The 20,802-nt window shown below is 41.5% G+C and carries 20 protein-coding genes; 18 read left to right on the top strand and 2 right to left on the bottom strand.

The genetic code is table 11. The features are described from left to right. Position 1: 1 nt before the first annotated feature. The 9 genes from ACVBD2_RS10275 (at position 2) to ACVBD2_RS10235 (ending at position 9,858) form a co-directional block, all read left to right on the top strand. Complete coding sequence (locus ACVBD2_RS10275; protein WP_261068488.1) at positions 2-532, top strand: hypothetical protein; 531 nt, start codon at positions 2-4, stop codon at positions 530-532. A gap of 375 nt (positions 533-907) precedes the next feature. Next, entirely contained in the window at positions 908-1,318 is a 411-nt protein-coding gene (locus tag ACVBD2_RS10270) for a DUF722 domain-containing protein (RefSeq protein ID WP_007518096.1), read from the top strand. A gap of 1,076 nt (positions 1,319-2,394) precedes the next feature. Further along, entirely contained in the window at positions 2,395-2,853 is a 459-nt protein-coding gene (locus tag ACVBD2_RS10265) for a CtsR family transcriptional regulator (RefSeq protein ID WP_084921098.1), read from the top strand. A 1-nt stretch (position 2,854) separates the two neighbouring features. Further along, positions 2,855-5,287 (top strand): ATP-dependent Clp protease ATP-binding subunit, encoded by a 2,433-nt coding sequence (locus ACVBD2_RS10260; protein ID WP_461685744.1) that lies wholly within the window; start codon positions 2,855-2,857, stop codon positions 5,285-5,287. A 146-nt stretch (positions 5,288-5,433) separates the two neighbouring features. After that, complete coding sequence (locus tag ACVBD2_RS10255; protein WP_169446913.1) at positions 5,434-6,492, top strand: AAA family ATPase; 1,059 nt, start codon at positions 5,434-5,436, stop codon at positions 6,490-6,492. 9 nt (positions 6,493-6,501) lie between these two features. Further along, positions 6,502-7,281, top strand: coding sequence for a nicotinamide riboside transporter PnuC (pnuC, locus tag ACVBD2_RS10250; RefSeq protein WP_169446915.1), 780 nt, complete (start codon positions 6,502-6,504; stop codon positions 7,279-7,281). 1 nt (position 7,282) lies between these two features. Next, entirely contained in the window at positions 7,283-8,056 is a 774-nt protein-coding gene (locus ACVBD2_RS10245; RefSeq protein WP_461685743.1) for an NUDIX domain-containing protein, read from the top strand. Positions 8,057-8,361: 305 nt separating this feature from the next. Further along, the gene (locus tag ACVBD2_RS10240) at positions 8,362-9,045 is read left to right on the top strand and encodes a hypothetical protein (RefSeq protein WP_084852839.1); all 684 of its coding nucleotides are present in this window, start codon (positions 8,362-8,364) and stop codon (positions 9,043-9,045) included. 126 nt (positions 9,046-9,171) lie between these two features. Beyond that, positions 9,172-9,858 (top strand): YoaK family protein, encoded by a 687-nt coding sequence (locus ACVBD2_RS10235; protein WP_461685742.1) that lies wholly within the window; start codon positions 9,172-9,174, stop codon positions 9,856-9,858. 56 nt (positions 9,859-9,914) lie between these two features. On the opposite strand, the gene dusB is transcribed toward ACVBD2_RS10235, so the two are convergent. Next, positions 9,915-10,895, bottom strand: coding sequence for a tRNA dihydrouridine synthase DusB (dusB, locus tag ACVBD2_RS10230; RefSeq protein WP_461685741.1), 981 nt, complete (start codon positions 10,893-10,895; stop codon positions 9,915-9,917). Further along, entirely contained in the window at positions 10,882-11,754 is an 873-nt protein-coding gene (gene hslO, locus ACVBD2_RS10225; protein WP_125397991.1) for an Hsp33 family molecular chaperone HslO, read from the bottom strand. Before hslO ends, dusB begins: the two co-directional genes overlap by 14 nt. A gap of 290 nt (positions 11,755-12,044) precedes the next feature. Here hslO and ACVBD2_RS10220 point away from each other — a divergent pair, with 290 nt between their 5' ends. From ACVBD2_RS10220 to ACVBD2_RS10180, 9 genes are all read left to right on the top strand, one after another. Further along, positions 12,045-12,176 (top strand): teichoic acid D-Ala incorporation-associated protein DltX, encoded by a 132-nt coding sequence (locus tag ACVBD2_RS10220; RefSeq protein WP_025168981.1) that lies wholly within the window; start codon positions 12,045-12,047, stop codon positions 12,174-12,176. Positions 12,177-12,196: 20 nt separating this feature from the next. Then, the gene (gene dltA / locus ACVBD2_RS10215; RefSeq protein WP_461685740.1) at positions 12,197-13,747 is read left to right on the top strand and encodes a D-alanine--poly(phosphoribitol) ligase subunit DltA; all 1,551 of its coding nucleotides are present in this window, start codon (positions 12,197-12,199) and stop codon (positions 13,745-13,747) included. Next, the gene (gene dltB, locus ACVBD2_RS10210) at positions 13,744-14,988 is read left to right on the top strand and encodes a D-alanyl-lipoteichoic acid biosynthesis protein DltB (RefSeq protein WP_461685739.1); all 1,245 of its coding nucleotides are present in this window, start codon (positions 13,744-13,746) and stop codon (positions 14,986-14,988) included. The genes dltA and dltB overlap by 4 nt, the downstream gene beginning before the upstream one ends. A 12-nt stretch (positions 14,989-15,000) precedes the next feature. After that, positions 15,001-15,240 (top strand): D-alanine--poly(phosphoribitol) ligase subunit DltC, encoded by a 240-nt coding sequence (gene dltC / locus ACVBD2_RS10205; protein ID WP_000351970.1) that lies wholly within the window; start codon positions 15,001-15,003, stop codon positions 15,238-15,240. Beyond that, entirely contained in the window at positions 15,233-16,501 is a 1,269-nt protein-coding gene (gene dltD, locus ACVBD2_RS10200; RefSeq protein WP_143990022.1) for a D-alanyl-lipoteichoic acid biosynthesis protein DltD, read from the top strand. The genes dltC and dltD overlap by 8 nt, the downstream gene beginning before the upstream one ends. A gap of 142 nt (positions 16,502-16,643) precedes the next feature. Next, positions 16,644-18,707, top strand: a complete 2,064-nt coding sequence (gene nt5e, locus ACVBD2_RS10195; protein ID WP_461685738.1) for a cell surface ecto-5'-nucleotidase Nt5e — start codon at positions 16,644-16,646, stop codon at positions 18,705-18,707. A gap of 148 nt (positions 18,708-18,855) precedes the next feature. Then, positions 18,856-19,296: a zinc-dependent transcriptional regulator AdcR gene (gene adcR / locus ACVBD2_RS10190; RefSeq protein ID WP_001249329.1), complete on the top strand. Its 441-nt coding sequence runs from the start codon at positions 18,856-18,858 to the stop codon at positions 19,294-19,296. After that, positions 19,296-20,000 (top strand): metal ABC transporter ATP-binding protein, encoded by a 705-nt coding sequence (locus ACVBD2_RS10185; RefSeq protein WP_461685737.1) that lies wholly within the window; start codon positions 19,296-19,298, stop codon positions 19,998-20,000. The genes adcR and ACVBD2_RS10185 overlap by 1 nt, the downstream gene beginning before the upstream one ends. Then, on the top strand, positions 19,993-20,799 hold the full coding sequence (locus ACVBD2_RS10180; RefSeq protein ID WP_000950023.1) for a metal ABC transporter permease: 807 nt from the start codon (positions 19,993-19,995) through the stop codon (positions 20,797-20,799). The genes ACVBD2_RS10185 and ACVBD2_RS10180 overlap by 8 nt, the downstream gene beginning before the upstream one ends. The last annotated feature ends 3 nt before the right edge of the window (positions 20,800-20,802 follow it).

The raw sequence follows: 20,802 nt of genomic DNA, 5'->3' as shown, positions 1-20,802 counted from the left end.
AATGGATAAAGAAAAAGTATTTTTATTACTAGAAGAGCTAAATGATAAAAAGAATAAAATAAGAGGAGCAAGAGAAAAGCTAGATAAAAAAAGAAAAAACATCGTAAGGAAGCAAGATGTTTCGTTTGATAATATCGATGAATTTTTATCTAATAACTCCGAAACTATAGAGCAGCTTGAAAGAATGGAAAAATCTATTAAATTACTGGAGAAACAATTTGAAAACGATGAATGGGAATTAAGTTCGGCTCTTTTTGAATATATTTTTAAAGAAACTAAGCGCCAGGCAGAAAATAAGAATGTTTATAAGCGTTACCAGAAAAAACTTAAACAGATTCTAAATGCTTTTGATGAGATTCAAAATTTGAAAAAAGAAGTTGAAGAAATAAACAATAGTGTAGTAAAAGAATTAAGTCAGAAATATCAGTTGTCGCGGTATCGAACTGAAGTATACCCACATACTATTTTACCTTTCTTCTTAGAATCTCCAAAGGACTACCATAAAGCTAAAGAGTATCTAGAAAATAATTGATTCTTTAAACAAGGCTAATAATATTCTGAATGATTAAAAGAAGTATTACTAGCCTTTGTTTTTTAACTTTACTAAGTTTCACATAACAAAGTAAGCATAAACTGAAAAGAAGTAATAGCTTGAAAGCAAGGTATATCAGGGGTTTACAGAATGGAGTGAGTTTCACAGAATGTAAGATATGAGAAACTGAGGGGATAAATTAAAGAAATTTCCCTTGAACTTGTCATATTGAAGAGTTGTCAAACTTAAAACAATGATACCTGGTAAGTGGAGTGTTGGAAGGCTTTTAGCGCTTTTTGTCAGTTTGACAGAATTTACAATTTGACAAATTGAAAGATAAAAAAATTTTTTAAATTTAAGTGGAGGTACTTGCCTATGTACGAGTTGAGTAACAGAGACCTGGACGGGATAGATATTGAGTTAGGACGATATAGAACGCTTGCTAATAAAATTTATTTGAGAAGACAGGAACTGATACATAATAAGAAACATAGCACTGAAGATTATACTGGTGGGAAAGGCAAGACAGTATCTAGTCCTACTGAAGCGACAATCATTAGAATTGAAGAAGACCAAACACTAAGATATTTAGAAGGCTTCAAACTAGTTGTAGATACCTTGATGGAAAACTTAATTGAAAGTGATCTAGTAATTTTTAAAATGAGATATTTAGAAGCTGGTGCGACTTGGGAAGACGTGGCAGAGAAACTAAATAAAACTACTCGTTATATAAATAGCCGTAGAAAGGTAATCGCTAAAAGATTTGTGGAATTGAAAGGATATTGACTCCCCCCACCTTTTAAAAAATCTTTCTGCCTAGTAGGGTACCGGTGAAGGGAACTTTTTCCAAGTCGGAGCACTTCAGACAAAAAGGGGGTAAAAACTAATATATTTAGGATGAAAGGCTTACTTTTAAGAAAAAATTATAGAAATCTTCAAATAAATTGTTTTAGGGGATGTATTCTAATTGGCAGCCCTGAAAATAAAAAAAGATTGACATCTAAGTTTTAATGTTTTATACTATGAGTGAAGTTACTATTTGAAATAGATAGAAACAAAATTCTTGAACATGTAAATTGCTCAGATAAAACAAATTGCTCAGATAAAACAAATTGCTCAGATAAAACAAATTGCTCAGATAAAACAAATTGCTCAGATAAAACAAATTGCTTAGATAAAACAAATTGCTCAGATAAAACGAATTGCTTAGATAAAACAATAATATAAATTGCTGAATTTAACCTTGATTACTATTTTCAAGATAACTTCTATTTTGAGTGCTTCAAACTAAACAATGGAATAATTTCCATGTTTAAATTTTTTGACAATAAAGGAGCAATTTCTATGCTTAATTTTATTAAAGTACTTGCAGTTTTAGTGTTAGTTTATATTTTATTCCTTCTTGCCTTGGGTGTGCCCATTTCGTTAATTTTTGCATTATCGATTTTATTATTTATTGTCACATTTGTGATCATTATAACTGTGGTTATTCTAGTGATTAAAGATAAGATGAAGCGTAACAACTAACATTTTCTTCCCTCAGAAATTATCTGAGGGTTTTTCTTTGTGTCTTATGGCTATGCTGTGGAAGATATGCTATAATATTACCAGGTATTAAAAAAGCACGTTTGACCGTGCTAGTTTCTTGCCTGCTGAACTCATCAATATTACGCCCTTTTTAGGGCTCTTTTTTGTGGACTTTTTTAGGAACTTTCAAGAAAAACTAAGGCTATTTAATGCCAAAGTGTTTTTTAAAAAAGTCAGTATTTCCAATGGTTGAGCCTTAAAAATTTGACTTATAGAGTGTTAAATGATAGTATAGTCAAAGATAGTCAAGGTTCAAAGAAGGAGTTTGATTTACTATGAGATTTAAAAATACATCAGATCATATCGAAGCCTATATCAAGGCGATTTTAGACCAATCTGGTATCGTGGAATTGCAACGGAGCCAGTTAGCAGATACCTTTCAGGTTGTACCAAGTCAGATTAACTACGTCATCAAGACCCGCTTTACAGAAAGCAGAGGTTACTTGGTTGAGAGCAAGCGTGGTGGCGGAGGCTACATTCGCATAGGCCGGATTGAGTTTTCCAATCATCATGAGATGCTCCGCGATTTGCTTTACTCGATTGGTGAGCGAGTTAGTCAGGAGATTTATGAGGATATTCTCCAGCTTTTGGTGGAGCAGGACTTGATGACCAAGCAGGAGATGACCTTACTGGTATCTGTGGCAACGGATCGTGTCCTAGGGGAAGAATCCTCAGTTGTCCGTGCCAATATGCTCCGACAGCTATTACAAGAGGTAGATAGAAAAGAGAAGTAAGATGAACTATTCAAAAGCATTGAATGAATGTATCGAAAGTGCCTACATGGTTGCGGGCCATTTTGGAGCTCGATATCTAGAGTCTTGGCATTTATTGATTGCCATGTCCAATCACAGTTACAGTGTGGCAGGTGCGACTCTAAATGATTATCCATACGAGATGGACCGTTTAGAAGAGGTCGCTTTGGAACTGACTGAAACGGACTATAGCCAAGACGAAACCTTTACGCAATTGCCCTTTTCCCATCGTTTGGAGGTTCTCTTTGCAGAAGCGGAGTATGTGGCCTCAGTGGTCCACGCAAAGGTACTAGGGACAGAGCATGTCCTCTATGCGATTTTGCATGACGGCAATGCTTTGGCAACTCGCATCTTGGAGAGAGCAGGCTTCTCTTATGAAGACCAGAAAGATCAGGTTAGAATTGCTGCTCTTCGTCGCAATCTAGAAGAACGTGCAGGATGGAGTCGTGAAGACCTTAAGGCTTTGCGTCAACGTCATCGCACAGTAACTGACAAACAAAATTCCATGGCCAATATGATGGGCATGCCTCAGAATCCAAGTGGCGGTCTCGAGGACTATACGCATGATTTGACGGAGCAAGCTCGTTCTGGTAAGTTAGAGCCGGTTATCGGTCGTGACAAGGAAATCTCACGTATGATTCAGATTTTGAGTCGAAAGACCAAGAACAATCCTGTCTTGGTTGGAGATGCTGGTGTTGGGAAAACAGCTCTGGCTCTTGGACTTGCCCAGCGTATTGCTAGTGGAGATGTACCTGCGGAAATGGCTAAAATGCGCGTTTTGGAGCTTGATTTGATGAATGTTGTTGCGGGGACACGTTTCCGTGGAGATTTTGAAGAGCGCATGAACAATATCATCAAGGATATCGAGGAAGATGGCAAAGTAATCCTCTTTATCGATGAACTCCACACCATCATGGGTTCTGGTAGCGGTATTGACTCGACTCTAGATGCGGCCAATATCTTGAAGCCAGCCTTGGCGCGTGGAACTTTGAGAACGGTTGGAGCAACCACTCAGGAAGAATACCAAAAACACATTGAAAAAGACGCAGCTCTTTCTCGTCGTTTTGCAAAAGTGACGATTGAAGAGCCAAGTCTAGCTGACAGCATGACCATTTTGCAAGGTTTGAAGGCTACCTATGAGAAACACCATCGTGTGCAAATCACAGATGAAGCTGTTGAAACAGCTGTTAAGATGGCGCATCGTTACTTGACCAGTCGTCACTTGCCAGACTCTGCTATCGACCTCTTAGATGAAGCAGCAGCAACAGTGCAAAACAAATCCAAGCATGTGAAAACAGACGAATCCGACTTGAGTCCAGCTGACAAGGCCTTGATGGATGGCAAGTGGAAACAAGCTGCTCAGCTAATCGCAAAAGAGCAGGAAGTCCCTGTCTATAAAGACTTGGTAACAGAATCTGAAATTTTGACTACCTTGAGTCGCTTGTCAGGTATCCCAGTCCAAAAACTGACGCAAACGGATGCCAAGAAATATCTGAACTTGGAAGCTGAACTACACAAACGTGTCATCGGTCAAGATCAAGCTGTTTCAAGTATTAGCCGTGCGATTCGTCGCAACCAGTCAGGGATTCGCAGTCACAAGCGTCCAATTGGTTCCTTTATGTTCCTAGGGCCGACAGGAGTCGGTAAGACCGAATTGGCAAAGGCATTGGCAGAAGTTCTCTTTGATGACGAATCAGCCCTTATCCGCTTTGATATGAGTGAGTATATGGAGAAATTTGCGGCTAGCCGTCTCAATGGAGCTCCTCCGGGTTATGTGGGCTACGAAGAAGGTGGGGAGTTGACTGAGAAGGTTCGCAACAAACCATACTCCGTTCTCCTCTTTGATGAGGTAGAGAAGGCCCACCCAGATATCTTTAATGTTCTCTTGCAGGTTCTGGACGACGGTGTTTTGACAGATAGCAAGGGGCGCAAGGTGGACTTTTCAAATACTATTATCATCATGACGTCAAACCTTGGTGCGACGGCTCTTCGTGATGACAAGACGGTTGGCTTTGGCGCGAAAGACATTCGTTTTGACCAGGAAAATATGGAAAAACGAATCTTTGAAGAGTTGAAAAAAGCTTATCGACCAGAGTTTATCAACCGTATTGATGAAAAGGTGGTCTTCCATAGCTTAGATAGCAAACACATGCAAGAAATTGTTAAGATTATGGTGAAACCATTGATTGCTAGCCTGGCAGAGAAGGGTATCGACTTGAAACTGCAAGCTTCAGCATTGAAGTTACTAGCAAGCCAAGGATATGATCCAGAAATGGGAGCTCGTCCACTTCGCAGAACCCTGCAAACAGAAGTGGAAGACAAGTTGGCAGAATTCCTTCTTAAGGGAGAACTGGTAGCAGGCAAGACCCTCAAGATTGGTGTCAAAGCCGGTCAATTAAAATTTGATATTGCTTAAAAATGGAGAATCAGGAGTAGTCCTGATTCTTTTTTTGCTACTTTTTTATAAAAAATGATAAAAAACTATTGACAAAACAAAAATATAGTATATAATAAAAACATAGAAAACCAAAAATATAGAAATTTATAAAAAGGTTAGCGTATATGAAAAAGAAAACAGCAGTAGTGTTTGGGACCTTTGCCCCTCTACATCAGGGGCATATCGATCTGATCCAGCGAGCGAAGCGTCAGTGTGACCAGGTCTGGGTAGTCGTTTCAGGCTATGAGGGAGACCGAGGTGAGCAGGTAGGCTTAACGCTTCAAAAACGATTTCGCTATATCAGAGAGGCTTTTCGTGATGACGAGTTGACCTCTGTCTGCAAGTTAGATGAGACCAAGCTTCCTCGTTACCCTATGGGCTGGCAGGAGTGGTTGGATCAGATGTTAGCAGAGATTTCCTACGATGAAGCCCAGCAAGAACTGATCTTTTTTGTGGGGGAACGTGACTACCAGCAAGAATTATCAAATCGTGGTTTTGAGACCGTTTTGCAAGAAAGAAAGTTTGGAATCTCAGCGACTATGATTCGAGAAAATCCAAGCAAATATTGGAAATATATTGCTCAGCCCTTCCGTCGTCAGTTTACTAAGAAAGTGTTGATTATGGGAAGTGCCAGCAATGGGAAGACCACTCTAGCCAAGGATTTGGCAAGGTATTACGATGCACCAGTCAGTTTGGAATACGCGCGTGAGTACCAGATCAAAAACAATGTCCGCGACGATGAATTGACTCCAAAAGATTACTATTATCTCCTGTTGGGGCAGTATGACCAGACCTCTAAGTTAATCGATAGCAATGCCAATCGAGGTCTAGTGATAGCTGACACAAACTCCTTAGTAACCAAGGGCTACTATGATTATTACATGGAGGCTGAGGCTCAAGAGGACTTATCAGGAGAAACCTTTGACAATCTCTTTGTTTCGATCTTGGCTAAGGAAAAATGGGACTTGATTCTCTTTGTGCAACCTGTCGGCTCCTATGTCAATGACGGGTTTAGAGATATGGCCATGGCGGAAGACCATATTCGTCACAGTTTTTCCCAGCATCTGGACCAGATGAGAGAGCGCTATTTAACCACCATTCCACTAGTTTATCTAGCGGAGGATTATCTAGGCAATTATGAAGGAGCCAAAGTAGCTATCGATGCCATTTACCAAGCAGATTAGGAGAAAATGATGAAAACAGTAACTAAAAAAATCACACAATTTATCGAGAACTTTAAAAATGTCCATGCAGAAGCCCGCAAGATTGGTTTTGCAGGAATCATGCACCTGCTCTGGAAAGATCTCTTTGTCGGCCGTAGTCTTTTCCAGTGGTTGTATCTCATCGCCTTGTCAAGTGTTCCCTTGATCTTGGAATTCACGCAAAATACAGAAAGCCATGACTGGCTGAGCTTGTTTGCATCTTGGACTGGGATTGTCTGTGTTATCTTGGTAGCAGAAGGACGGGCTAGCAATTATCTCTTTGGAGCCATTAACTCGGCCATCTATTTGATTTTAGCTATGAATGCGACTTTTTATGGCGAAGTCTTGACGACCGTTTACTTCTTTGTTATGCAGCCGATTGGTCTCTATGCTTGGTTGTCCAATCGTATTAATGATCAAGGAAAACCAGAAGAATCCCACTTTGAAGCTAAGAAATTATCTGTACTTGACTGGCTCAAGTACTTGGTCTTGACTGCCATCATCTGGATTGGTATGGGCTTGGCTTACCAAAGTATCCATAGTGCTCGCCCTTTCCGTGATAGTGTTACCGATGCGACCAATGGTGTTGGTCAGCTCTTGATGACCCGTCTCTATCGTGAGCAATGGATTTTCTGGATTGCAACCAATCTCTTTAGTATCTACCTCTGGTGGGGTGAAAATATCCACATCCAAGGTATGTACTGGGTATACACACTTAATAGTCTAGTGGGATGGTACCAATGGACCAAGGCAGTTCGAAAGGAGGCATAAGATGGCAGACACGAAGATTCCAGGAGGGATGACGGAAAAAGAATATTATGAAATTCATGCCAGTCAGGAGGAGTTTTTGGATTGGTACTACAAGCAGGAACTCCCTCAATATGAAAAACCAAGTGTGACAGTAGATATGGTAGCCTACTGCTTTGTCGAAGGAAAGATCAAGCTCTTATTAATTCGCCGCAAGGCTCACCCTTATCAAAACTGTTTGGCCTTAGTTGGAGGGTTTATGGATAAGGGAGAAGATGCTGCGCATGCCTGTCAGCGTGAGGTGAGAGAAGAAGTCAATCTCGATCTTCCTTTAGAAAAAATTGAGCAATTGATGACCGTATCAACTCCCGGTCGTGATCCACGTGGCTGGACGGTGACCATTGCCCACTTGGTTTATTTGCCTAGTTGTGCATTAGAACTTGTTCAAGCAGGAGACGATGCCAAGGATGTTGTTTTCGTAGATGTCGATTTTCAGACAGGAAAATGCTACCTTGAGGGAGTCGAGCTGGAGGAGCAAGCCTTCGCTTTTGACCATTATGCCATTATCCAAGAATCCATCAAACGAATCCAAGGCCGTCTCGACTGGAACCCGACCTTCCTTTATCTGTTGGAGGAGGAGTTCACCGTCTACGAAGGGACTGAACTGGTCAATCTCATCAATCCTGGTCGGCCCATCGTCAGCAATAACTTTCTCGTAAAATACGGCGAATATGTAGAAGAAGTTGGACTCAAACGAGTACCCAAAAAGAAACCAAGAAAAACCTATCGATTGAAATAAAAGTGAGGTCGGGACAAAGTTCCCGACCTCTTTATTTGCTATTATTAGATGTTTTTATCCTATTTCAATAGTATTGAAGCTCTTTATCTAAAAAGATACAAGTGATTACACAAAGGCGATGTAAAAAATAGGACTTTTATCTAAAAAATTTTCTATTTTTTAGTTTCGATTACGAATAGAAATAGTAGAAGGGACAATTTTTAAAATAGTTTCTCTAAATAGTTGACAGATTTAAGGTCTAATGTTACAATTATATTACAAAAAGATTTCTTAACATTACAAAATCGTTACAAAGGAGTAGAAAAATGAAAAAGAAAACCTATATCAAATTGATGGCAGCGACTGTATTGGCTTCTACCTTGCTACTAGGAGCTTGTGGAAATAAAAACGAAACCACTCAAACTAGTAGCTCTGCAAAGACAAGTCAATCATCAAGCTCTAAAGCAGCTTCTTCTAGCAAAGAAAGCAAGACTCAAAAATCTTCAAGCTCAGCTTCATCTGAAAAGGCCCAGGCATCTTCTGGTCAGTCTTCTACAGCGGCGGATCAGTCACAAGCGAAACCAGCGCCTGAATCAAGACAAGAACAAGCAGCCCCTAGTCAGCAAGCTCCATCTCAGGCACCTTCAACTCAGCAAGGCTCTCAAGCCCAGTCTAACCAGTCAGGCTATGATCCAACAACTGACCGCAAACTTCAAGACAAGCAAGCAGAACACAACAAACGCTACAAGGGTGTTTTAACCATGGTCGATGGTGATTTCTCAGCAGCTGCAGGTAACTGGAAGGGAGCGAATGGCGAAACTATTACGGTTTCATCAGGGGGCCAATTTACAGTAGAAACTGCAGAAGGAAATAAAGAAAACTACTCTATTAGAGGCTACTCTTACACTCTTGATGATGGCAAGTATAATGCTAAAATCGGAGGAGGAAAAATCATCCAAATTACAACAGGTGCGGATGGTAAAGTTTCAAGCGTTGCCTTGATTCAATAATAAAATTTGGTGTTTTAACTCTTACTAGAAATCGTTCTGTAAAAGAGTGAGTCAACTGTTTTTCACTTAGTTTCTCCAAGAGAAAGTGGTATAATAAAAAAATCAAAGGAAAACGAGTGATAATACATGGCGGATAAATTAATCTTACCTCAAAACACACGATTGATGGGAGTATTTCTTGGATTTGTAGGTGGTTCTTTGGATGTGTTTTGCCATATTCAATACCATAGTTTGGTAGCGACACAGACAGGGAATATTCTCCTACTGATATCTGATTGGCACGACTCAAATGTCATTAATACGATGCTACGATTCTGCTCCATTATTTTCTTTTCTCTAGGATTTCTGTTTGCATTGCACATGAAAGAATACCGCAAAACGGCCTACTGGCGGGTTAAGATTCTGCTCCCTTTATTTATTGGAACTCTTATTCTACCTTTCTTTTCACGATTTCCTCTATTAGAAGTTCCTTTCATCGCTTTTGGAACAGGAATGATGATGCTAACATTTACGGGCAGTTTGATTGAAGATCATCCCTATGTCATTTTTATGACGTCTGGAAATTACCGAAAGATGTTGACCGCTTTGTATCGCATTGCTAGAAGAGAAGGAAATATCCAAGAATACCGTCGTCAGGCCTTAAATTATGAGATTGTTGTGGGAAGTTTCATAGTGGGCGCAATCAGCTTGGCTGTATTGATGCATTTTCTTCATGAATGGTCTATATGGATTGTCAGCCTCAATTTGTTTTTGATTATGTCCTACTACATAGCTAGAGTGAAGCAATTAGATTTACAAGATGAAAACATATAAAAAACGGCAAGACTCATTTTTGATCCTTGCCGTTTCTGTGAGTTGTAGATGTGAGACTATGCTTTGTCTAATTGCAAGAGGGCTTCAATCTCTGCCAGAGTACTGGCTTGGGAAATGGCTCCACGGAGTTTGGCTGCACCAGATGTTCCTCGAAGGTAGTGAGGAGCGAGGCCACGGAATTCACGAACGGCTATGTTTTCCCCTTTGAGGTTAATCAAGCGTTTCAAATGTTCGTAGGCGATTCTCATCTTGTCCTCGAAAGTCAAGTCAGGGAGAATTTCTCCTGTTTCAAAGTAGTGATTGATCTGGTTGAAGAGGTAGGGATTTCCCATGGCTGCGCGGCCAATCATGACAGCATCAGCACCGACCTCTTCGATACGCTGTTTGGCTTCTTGGACCGTACGGATGTCACCGTTGGCGATAAATGGAATCTTGGTCAGAGCTTGAGCGACCTTGTGAAGAGTCTCAAGGTCTGCGTGGCCTGTGTACATTTGTTCGCGGGTACGGCCGTGCATAGCGAGAGCAGAGACACCTGCAGCCTCAGCAGCTAGGGCATTCTCCACGGCTAGGGATGGATCAGACCATCCTGTACGCATCTTGACTGTGAGGGGAATATCAAGGACAGACTGAACCTTGTTGATGATAGAGTAAATCTTATCTGGGTCCTTGAGCCACATCGCGCCAGCTTCGTTCTTCACGATTTTGTTAACAGGGCAGCCCATGTTGATATCGACGATATCAGTCTTGGTGTTTTCTTGGATGAATTCTGCTGCGCGTGCGAGGCTGTCTTCGTCGCTACCAAAAAGTTGGATTGACACGGGATTTTCTCCTTCGTCAATATGAAGCATGTGAAGGGTTTTTTCATTGTTGTATTGGATGCCCTTGTCAGAGACCATTTCCATGACAACGAGTCCAGCTCCGAGCTCTTTTGCGATGGTACGGAAGGCTGAGTTGGTGACACCAGCCATGGGTGCTAAAACAGTACGATTGGGAATCTCAACATTGCCAATCATAAAAGGTGTATTAAGATTTGTCACGAATGAGTTCCTCCAGGTCGTTTTCATCAAAGTTATAAGTTGTTTGGCAGAATTGACAAGTGATTTCTGCCCCGTGGTCTTCCTCTTTCATTTCCTCCAGGTCTGAGCTTGGAAGGCTGGCAAGAGCGTTCATAAAACGGTCTTTGCTGCAGTCGCATTGGAAACGAATTTCTTCTTCAGATAGGCGTTTGTAAGATTCGTCACCATAGATGGCCTTGAGAAGGGCTTCGATATGGTCGTCGCTTTCCAGAAGGGTTGAGATAGCTGGCATTTCTTGGATGCGTTTCTCAAAGCGAGCAATCTCTTCTTCCTTGGCCCCTGGCAATACTTGGAGAAGGAAACCTCCGGCAACTTTGACCTTGTCGTCTTTATCTAAAAGGACATTGAGGCCGACTGCTGAAGGGGTTTGTTGGCTTTCAGTAAGGTAATAGGCCAAGTCTTCACCGATTTCCCCAGAGATGAGGGGAGTCATGGAGTTGTAGGGATTTCCAGTACCATAGTCTGTGATAACGAGAAATTGACCATTGCCGACAAAAGGTCCGACTAGGACTTCACCTGTTGCAGTCTTTTTGATGTCAACACCAGGATTTTGAACGTAGCCTTTGACGTTTCCCTTGGTATCTGCGACTGTGATGATGGCACCGAGAGAGCTCGTTCCAAGAACTTTAACTGTTAGCTTGGTATTTCCTTTTTCATTGGCTGCGAGAATTTGGCTAGCGATAAGGGTGCGACCAAGTGCGACGGTTGAACTGGCTTGGGTTTGATGTTTTTCTTGAGCAGTGCGGACGGTTTCAGTGCTATCAAGGACAAAAGCACGAAAGGCTCCGCTTTCTGATATAGTTTTAATAATTTTATCCATAGCTACTATTTTAGCATAAAAATGCCCAAAGGGGGAGCTGTGTGTTTGCTGTCATTTTTTAATCGTTTAATGTGTGATAATAGGTGTTAGGATTTTGAAGAAATAGAATTGTTGGTAACAATTTTTATTAATATCTTAACTTGTCTTAAAATAAGCTAAAACGAACTTTTAAGTTATGGTAAACAGTTGAAAAAAAGGTTGATAAAATGGTAAAATGTTAGGAAGATAAGATAGTAATGCATAGTTGCATAGCTTTTTTGAAAAATCATAGAAAATTGAACACACTAACTATGGGAAAACACAGAAAATTGTATATGTTTTTGGGACAGACCGTCCTATATTTTGTAATCTTACTTGGTTTGCTTTATTTTTTTAGTTACCTTGGTCAGAGTCAAGGAACCTTTATTTATAATGAGTTCTAGTTTGAAGGAGAAGAAAAACCGTGTCTAATAAACCGATAAAAGATATGATTGAAACGATTGAGCACTTTGCTCAAACACAGCCAACATATCCTGTCTACAATGTTTTAGGCCAAGAGCACACTTATGGTGATCTGAAGGCTGATTCAGATAGTTTAGCAGCAGCTATTGATCGACTTGGCTTGCCTGAGAAATCTCCAGTCGTCGTTTTTGGTGGTCAGGAGTATGAGATGTTGGCTACCTTTGTAGCGCTGACTAAGTCGGGGCATGCCTATATTCCAATTGACAGCCATTCGGCCTTGGAACGAGTTTCTGCTATCGTAGAAGTTGCAGAGCCAAGTTTGATTATTGCCATCTCGGATTTTCCATTAGAGCAAACTAGCACACCGATGCTGAATTTAGAGCAAGTCCAAGAAGCCTTTGCTCAAGCTTCTAGCTATGAAATTACGCATCCAGTCAAGGGAGATGATAACTACTACATCATCTTTACTTCTGGTACGACTGGTAAGCCAAAGGGAGTGCAGATTTCCCATGACAATCTCCTCAGTTTTACCAACTGGATGATTACAGATAAAGAGTTTGCGACGCCAAGTCGTCCACAAATGCTAGCCCAACCACCCTACTCTTTTGACCTATCTGTCATGTACTGGGCGCCAACCTTGGCACTGGGTGGTACGCTTTTCGCTCTTCCTTCAGCCATTACTCAGGACTTTAAGCAACTATTTGCGACCATCTTTTCATTGCCAATCGCTATCTGGACCTCAACGCCTTCCTTTGCGGATATGGCCATGTTGTCAGAAGATTTTAATAGTGAGAAAATGCCAGGAATCACGCATTTCTACTTTGATGGTGAAGAATTGACGGTCAAAACAGCTCAAAAACTGCGCGAGCGATTCCCAAATGCCCGTATTATCAATGCTTACGGTCCAACGGAAGCGACAGTAGCTTTGTCAGCAGTTGCTGTAACAGACGAGATGTTGGCGACTCTCAAACGCCTGCCAATCGGCTATACTAAGGCGGATTCTCCGACCTTTATCATTGATGAGGAAGGTAAGAAAGTTCCAAATGGTGAACAGGGAGAAATCATCGTTTCTGGGCCAGCTGTTTCAAAAGGCTATATGAATAATCCTGAAAAAACGGCAGAAGCTTTCTTTGAGTTTGAAGGTCTTCCGGCCTATCACACAGGGGATGTAGGAATTATGACAGATGAGGGATTGCTTCTCTATGGTGGACGCATGGATTTCCAGATTAAGTTTAATGGTTATCGCATTGAGCTTGAAGATGTTTCTCAAAACCTCAACAAATCTCGCTATATCGAGTCGGCTGTTGCTGTTCCACGCTATAACAAGGATCACAAGGTACAAAATCTACTGGCCTACGTTATTTTGAAGGACGGTGTTCGTGAGCAGTTTGAGCGTGATATCAATATTACCAAGGCTATCAAGGAAGACCTAGCAGATATCATGATGTCTTATATGATGCCATCCAAGTTTCTCTATCGAGACAGTTTGCCACTAACGCCTAATGGTAAAATTGATATCAAGGGCTTGATCAACGAGGTAAACAGTAGATGATGGAGCTTTACAAACAGCTACCTCATTTGGAACCTTATGGCAATCTTTATTATTTTTTGTATGTGATTGCTGCGACCCTACCGATATTTATCGGGCTCTTTTTCAAGAAACGTTTTGCCTGGTATGAGGTGCTGGTTAGTCTCTTCTTTATCGTCACCATGTTGGTCGGTGGAAAGACGAATCAAATAAGCGCTCTTATCCTTTATGTTATCTGGCAAGTACTGCTTGTATCTTTCTACAAAAGGTACAGGAAAAAGCGGGATAGTAAATGGATATTTTATCTAGTTAGCTTTTTATCCCTATTGCCTATCGTCTTTGTGAAAGTATCTCCTGCTATTCATGGCCCTCAATCTTTGTTTGGCTTTTTAGGGATTTCTTACTTGACCTTTCGTGCGGTTGGGGTTATCGTTGAGTTGAGAGACGGTGTCATCAAGGATTTAACGATCTGGCAATTCTTGCGTTTTCTTCTCTTTATGCCGACTTTCTCAAGTGGTCCCATTGATCGTTTTAAACGCTTCAATGAAAATTATGCGACCATTCCTGAGTGGGATGAGCTGATGGACATGCTAGAAGAGGCTGTCAAATATATCATGCTTGGCTTCCTCTACAAATTTATCTTGGCTCACATTTTAGGAGAGACATTATTGCCTCCGCTGAAAAATTTGGCCTTGCAGACAGGCGGTTTCTTTAATCATTATGCTCTGGCGGTGATGTATACTTTTGGTCTAGAATTGTTTTTTGACTTTGCAGGCTATTCTATGTTTGCCTTAGCCATCTCCAATTTGATGGGTATTCATAGTCCCATCAACTTTAACAAGCCCTTTTTATCAAGGGATTTAAAGGAGTTTTGGAATCGCTGGCACATGAGTCTGTCTTTCTGGTTCCGTGACTTTGTCTTTATGCGGATGGTCATGGTGATGACTAGAAAGAAGGTCTTTAAAAATCGCAATGTGACCTCAAGTGTAGCCTATATTCTCAATATGCTGATTATGGGATTTTGGCATGGTGTGACCTGGTACTACATCGCCTATGGACTTTTCCATGGGATTGGGCTGGTCATCAATGACGCTTGGGTTCGTAAGAAAAAAGCGCTCAATAAAGAACGGAAAAAAGCTGGGAAGGGTTCCTTACCTGAGAATCGCTGGATTCAGTTGCTTGGCATGGTTGTCACCTTCCATGTCGTGATGGTTTCATTCTTAATCTTTTCTGGATTTTTGAATGATTTATGGTTTAAAAAATAAAAGGATATAAAAATGGATATCAAATCAGAAGTTATTGAAATTATTGATGAGTTGTTTATGGAAGATGTTTCTGACATGATGGATGAAGATCTTTTTGATGCCGGTGTCTTGGATAGTATGGGAACGGTTGAATTGATTGTTGAGATTGAAAACCGTTTTGACATTCGTGTTCCAGTGACGGAGTTCGGTCGTGATGACTGGAATACAGCTAATAAAATTGTAGAAGGTATTGCGGAGTTAAAGAATGCTTAAACGCTTGTGGCTGATCTTCGGGCCTATCTTCATCGCTGGATTTTTGGTTCTTCTACTCATCTTTTTTTATCCAAGTACAACAAGCCATAATCTGACGGAGGAGAAGTACTCTGCAGCTTCCATCAGTAGAGAAAGTTTTAAAGAGAGAAGTCAAAAAGTGAGGGCGCTAACGGATCCCAATATGCGTTTTGTCCCTTTTCTAGGGTCCAGTGAATGGATTCGATTTGATAGTGTCCATCCAGCTGTTTTAGCAGAAAAATACAATCGTCCCTATCGCCCTTACTTTATGGGTCAGGCAGGAGCGGCCTCGCTTAACCAATATTTCGGTTTGCAGCAGATTCTGCCAGAAATTGAAGAAAAGCAGGCGGTGTTTGTCATCTCTCCTCAGTGGTTTACAGAGACGGATTACGAGCCAGCAGCGTTTCAGAGATTCTTTAATAGCGACCAGTTGACAGCTTTTTTGGAAAATCAATCTGGGGACATTTCGGCTAAGCATGCTGCGACGCGTTTGTTGAAGCAGAACCCGAGTGTGGCATTGAAAGGCATCCTTCAAAAGCTTTCAAAAGGAGAGGACTTGTCAGATGCTGATCGACTTATCATCAACGTCTTTGCACGATTCAATGAAAAGCAGTCCTCTCTTTTTGGTCAATTTTCCATTCGGGGGAAACTCAAGTACAAAGAACATGTGGAAAACTATTTAAAAGATCTTCCTGATCAGTTTTCTTATGACGCTTTAGAAGAAATTGCCCGTAAAGATGCAGAGGCAAATACGACCAATAACGATATGGGGATGGAGAATCATTTCTACACGTATGAGGTCAAAAAAGACTTAAAAAAATGGGAAGGGTATCAAAAAAATTATAACTTCCTAAAGTCGTCTGAATACAATGATTTGCAGCTGGTTCTCAATCAATTTGCCAAATCAAAAGTCAATGTGCTCTTTGTTATCCAGCCCGTCAACAAGAAATGGATGGAATACACAGAACTCAGTGAAGAAATGTACCAACACGCAGTGGAGAAAATTCGTTACCAATTAGAAAGTCAAGGATTTACCAACATTGCTGACTTTTCTAAAAAAGGAGGAGAACCTTACTTTATCAAGGATACCATCCACTTAGGTTGGTTGGGCTGGTTAGCTTTTGATAAGGTTGTGAATCCCTTCTTGACGGATCCAAAACCAGCCCCAGACTACAAGATGAATGACCGCTTCTTTAGCAAGGACTGGGCGACCTATGATGGAAATATCAAAGATTTCCAATAAATTGATTAAAAAAACTTGAACTGTTTGGTTCAGGTTTTTTGGTTAAATAGCGAATGTTTTATATAAAAACCAGTCAAAAGTTTTATTTTTTATAGAAATATCGTATAATATAAAGGAAAAAAGAAAAGAAAAGGATTTCAAAATGAATAAACGTTCTTTGTTGCCTGTCTTGTCGACAGCCCTGTTAGCTCCAGCCTTCTTAGCTGGACAAGTATACGCTGAAGAAGCAACAACTTCTGCAGAAAGTTCAACTGTTGTAGCGACTCCAGTTTCGTCATCGACTCCAGCTCCTGTGTCGAACCCTGCAGCGCCAGCAACTTCAACAAATGAGGTAGAGACTCCAGCAACCGTTGCATCTGCAGAAGCTCCGGCAGCTCCTGTTGAATCTACTAAAAACGAAGAAAAGGACACCGTTATCTTACACACCAATGATGTCCATGGTCGTATTGTAGAGGAAAAGGGAGTAATTGGAGATGCTAAGTTAGCGACTGTCATTGAGCAGGAACGTGCGAAATCAAATCAAAATACTCTAGTTGTTGATGCGGGAGACGCTTTCCAAGGTTTACCGATTTCCAACTCTACTAAGGGTGAAGCACGCGCCGAAATTCTCAATCAGATGCAGTATGATGCCATGGCAGTGGGAAACCATGAGTTTGACTTTGGTTTGGACGAAGCTAAGAAATACAAGGAAATCTTGAAATTCCCATTACTTAGCTCAAATACCTATGTCAATGGAGCTCGTCTTTTTGAAGCTTCTACAATCGTTGATAAAGATAAGACTGTGGAAGGTGATGAATTTGTTGTAATCGGTGTGACAACACCTGAAACTGCTACAAAAACCCACCCTAAAAACATTAAAGGGGTAACTTTTACAGATCCAATCTCTGAAGTCAATAAGGTCATCGAAGAAGTTCAAGCCAAGGCGCGTGCAGAGGGTAAGGACTACAAACACTATGTTGTGCTCGCTCACTTGGGTGTAGATACCACAACTCCAGTCGAGTGGCGTGGTTCAACCTTGGCAGAAGCTCTATCTAAAAATCCTCGTCTCAAAGGCAAACGTGTGACAGTTATTGATGGGCATTCTCATACAGTAGCTTCCACAACTTATGGCGACAATGTTACCTATAACCAAACAGGAAGTTACCTTCATAATGTTGGGAAAGTTATCTACAAATCACGTCAGCTTTTGGGCAATCCTACGTTGATTGCAGCTGCTGATGCTAAAAAATTACCAGCCAATCCAACAGTTGAAAAACTGGTCAAAGACATTAAACAAAAATACGATGCTGAAAATGCGGTTGAGATTGTCTCAAACAGCCCTGTAGAACTCAACGGTGATCGTGAAAATGTTCGGGTCCGTGAAACCAACCTCGGAAACGTCGTAGCAGACTCTCTCTATCAGTATGGTCAAACAGGATTTAGCCATCCGACAGACATCGCTGTGACAAATGGTGGTGGCTTGCGTGAAACCATTGCAAAAGGCAAACCGATTACGAAAGGAAATGTCATTGCTGTTCTTCCATTTGGAAATACCATTTCACAAATCCAAGTGACGGGGCAACAAGTCTTAGATATGTTTGAAAAATCACTCGGATCTATCTTGCAGGTTGATAAGGATGGCAAGAAGGTCTTGGATGAGAACGGACAACCATTGCTAGAACCAAGTGGTGGCTTCTTGCAAGTTTCAGGTGTGAAGGTTTACTATGATACCAACCTACCATCAGGTAAACGTGTCTTGGCCATCCAGGTCAAAAACCGTGCAACTGGTCGTTATGATCTCCTGGACCTCGCAAAAACCTACTATCTTGCAACCAATGATTTCCTAGCTGCGGGTGGTGATGGCTACACTATGTTAGGTGGCGCGCGTGAAGAAGGTCCTTCTATGGATGCGGCCTTTGAAGAGTATCTGAAAACCGCTGATTTGACCCAGTATGAAAAGATCAATCCGAACTCACGGACGATTTCTGTGGATTCTACAACCTTTAGTTTGCCAGTAGAAACACCTCAAACGAATGCGGCTGCTAATGATGCGACTACAAATGTGCCACTGACTTATGAGGTGGCAGGTCAATTTAGCAAGAAAGCAGTTGTCTCAGAAAAAGCCCTCCCAAACACAGGAAGCGAACAGTCCATCTTCTTGCTCTTGATGGGAATGGTAGCTGGTTTGGCAGGTATCTTATCGAGTCGAAAACCAAAGCAAAAATAGGTTAAATTTCACATCTAGAAGAGTCTAGGGAAACGTTTTTACGCCTTTTTCCCTTGACTCTTTTTTGGTTTATGATATAATTAACCAGTAAAGAATCGGTGGCTATCTCTATTTTTTATGAAAAAGATAGCTAGGGAAGGAGTAACACATGAGACAGCTTGCACAGGAAATCGATAACTTTTTAAACGAGGTGATCTTGAGATCTGAGAACCAGCATGAAATTCTGATTGGGCATTGCACAAGTGATGTAGCCTTGACCAATACTCAGGAACACATCCTCATGCTCTTGTCGGAAGAATCCCTAACCAACTCGGAGCTGGCCCGTCGTCTCAATGTCAGTCAGGCAGCAGTGACCAAGGCTATCAAGTCTTTGGTCAAAGAAGGAATGTTAGAGACATCCAGAGATCCCAAGGATGCGCGTGTGATCTTTTATCAACTGACAGAACTAGCTCGACCGGTGGCAGAGGAACACCACCACCATCATGAGCATACGCTCTCAGCCTATGAACAAGTAGCGAATCAGTTTACTCCAAATGAACAAGAAGTCATCCAGCGGTTTTTAACTGCTTTAGTAGGAGAAATCAAATAATGCGGTATATTACAGTAGAGGACTTGTCTTTCTATTATGACAAGGAACCTGTCCTCGAGCATATCAACTACAGCGTTGATAGTGGGGAGTTTGTCACCCTTACTGGTGAAAATGGAGCTGCCAAGACGACGCTTATCAAGGCGAGCCTAGGCATTTTGCAGCCGAGGCTTGGCAAGGTAACCATCTCAAAGAAAAATACTCATGGGAAAAAGCTTAGAATAGCTTATCTTCCCCAGCAGATAGCTAGTTTTAATGCTGGTTTTCCAAGTACAGTTTATGAATTTGTCAAGTCGGGTCGCTATCCTCGAAAGGGTTGGTTCCGTCGCTTGAATGCTCATGATGAGGAACATATCAAGGCCAGTCTAGACTCAGTTGGTATGTGGGAACATCGTGACAAACGAATTGGCTCCCTATCGGGGGGGCAAAAGCAACGAGCGGTGATTGCTCGGATGTTTGCTTCTGACCCAGATATCTTTGTCTTGGATGAGCCGACGACAGGGATGGATGCGGGGAGCAAAAATGAATTTTATGAACTCATGCACCACAGTGCCCACCATCATGGTAAGGCTGTTTTGATGATTACGCATGATCCTGAGGAGGTCAAGGCCTATGCAGACCGCAATATCCATCTAGTGCGTAACCAAGACTCGCCATGGCGTTGTTTCAACGTTCACGAAAGCGACCAGGAGGTGGAACATGCTTAGTTTGTTATCTTATGACTTCATGCAGCGTGCCTTCTTGGCGGTCATTGCCATGAGTCTCTTTTCTCCAGTTCTTGGGACCTTCCTTATCTTACGTCGTCAGAGTCTCATGAGTGATACCCTCAGTCACGTTTCTCTATCAGGTGTAGCCTTTGGTCTGGTTTTGGGGATTTCTCCAACTATTTCAACCATTGCTATTGTCTTGATTGCTGCGGTCTTTCTGGAGTATCTCCGTACGGTTTACAAGAACTTTATGGAAATCGGGACAGCCATCCTCATGTCTACAGGGCTTGCAGTGTCACTTATCGTCATGAGTAAGGGTAAAAGTTCGAGTTCCATGAGTTTGGACCAATATCTCTTTGGTTCGATTGTGACCATTAGCCAGGAGCAGGTAATTTTCCTCTTTGCCATTGCTGCGGTCGTTTTACTCTTGACTTTCTTGTTCTTGCGACCAATGTATATCCTGACTTTTGATGAAGACACGGCTTTTGTGGATGGTTTGCCCGTTCGTACTATGTCTATCCTCTTTAACATGGTGACAGGGGTGGCGATTGCTCTCATGATTCCAGCAGCAGGAGCCCTATTGGTGTCGACCATTATGGTCTTGCCAGCTAGTATTGCCCTTCGTCTGGGGAAAAACTTTAAATCCGTTATGTTGCTTGCCAGTGCTATTGGATTTTTGGGAATGGTAGCAGGACTTTACATTTCCTACTATGCAGAAACCCCTGCCAGCGCTAGTATCACCATTATCTTTGTAGCTGTCTTTTTGTTAGTCAGCCTACTGAAACGTTTTATCAAATAGGAG

The sequence above is a fragment of the Streptococcus sp. KHUD_018 genome, assembly GCF_054861215.1.
The sequence above is the reverse complement of the archived record's forward strand: the minus strand, read 5'-3'. Positions and strand labels throughout refer to the sequence as shown.

Excerpts from the sequence above, each read along its gene's own strand:
- ACVBD2_RS10275 (WP_261068488.1), top strand. The coding sequence starts at position 2 with ATGGATAAAGAAAAAGTATTTTTATTACTAGAAGAGCTAAATGATAAA.
- ACVBD2_RS10270 (WP_007518096.1), top strand. The coding sequence starts at position 908 with ATGTACGAGTTGAGTAACAGAGACCTGGACGGGATAGATATTGAGTTA.
- ACVBD2_RS10265 (WP_084921098.1), top strand. The coding sequence starts at position 2,395 with ATGAGATTTAAAAATACATCAGATCATATCGAAGCCTATATCAAGGCG.
- ACVBD2_RS10260 (WP_461685744.1), top strand. The coding sequence starts at position 2,855 with ATGAACTATTCAAAAGCATTGAATGAATGTATCGAAAGTGCCTACATG.
- ACVBD2_RS10255 (WP_169446913.1), top strand. The coding sequence starts at position 5,434 with ATGAAAAAGAAAACAGCAGTAGTGTTTGGGACCTTTGCCCCTCTACAT.
- pnuC (WP_169446915.1), top strand. The coding sequence starts at position 6,502 with ATGAAAACAGTAACTAAAAAAATCACACAATTTATCGAGAACTTTAAA.
- ACVBD2_RS10245 (WP_461685743.1), top strand. The coding sequence starts at position 7,283 with ATGGCAGACACGAAGATTCCAGGAGGGATGACGGAAAAAGAATATTAT.
- ACVBD2_RS10240 (WP_084852839.1), top strand. The coding sequence starts at position 8,362 with ATGAAAAAGAAAACCTATATCAAATTGATGGCAGCGACTGTATTGGCT.
- ACVBD2_RS10235 (WP_461685742.1), top strand. The coding sequence starts at position 9,172 with ATGGCGGATAAATTAATCTTACCTCAAAACACACGATTGATGGGAGTA.
- hslO (WP_125397991.1), bottom strand. The coding sequence starts at position 11,754 with ATGGATAAAATTATTAAAACTATATCAGAAAGCGGAGCCTTTCGTGCT.
- ACVBD2_RS10220 (WP_025168981.1), top strand. The coding sequence starts at position 12,045 with ATGGGAAAACACAGAAAATTGTATATGTTTTTGGGACAGACCGTCCTA.
- dltB (WP_461685739.1), top strand. The coding sequence starts at position 13,744 with ATGATGGAGCTTTACAAACAGCTACCTCATTTGGAACCTTATGGCAAT.
- dltC (WP_000351970.1), top strand. The coding sequence starts at position 15,001 with ATGGATATCAAATCAGAAGTTATTGAAATTATTGATGAGTTGTTTATG.
- dltD (WP_143990022.1), top strand. The coding sequence starts at position 15,233 with ATGCTTAAACGCTTGTGGCTGATCTTCGGGCCTATCTTCATCGCTGGA.
- nt5e (WP_461685738.1), top strand. The coding sequence starts at position 16,644 with ATGAATAAACGTTCTTTGTTGCCTGTCTTGTCGACAGCCCTGTTAGCT.
- adcR (WP_001249329.1), top strand. The coding sequence starts at position 18,856 with ATGAGACAGCTTGCACAGGAAATCGATAACTTTTTAAACGAGGTGATC.
- ACVBD2_RS10185 (WP_461685737.1), top strand. The coding sequence starts at position 19,296 with ATGCGGTATATTACAGTAGAGGACTTGTCTTTCTATTATGACAAGGAA.
- ACVBD2_RS10180 (WP_000950023.1), top strand. The coding sequence starts at position 19,993 with ATGCTTAGTTTGTTATCTTATGACTTCATGCAGCGTGCCTTCTTGGCG.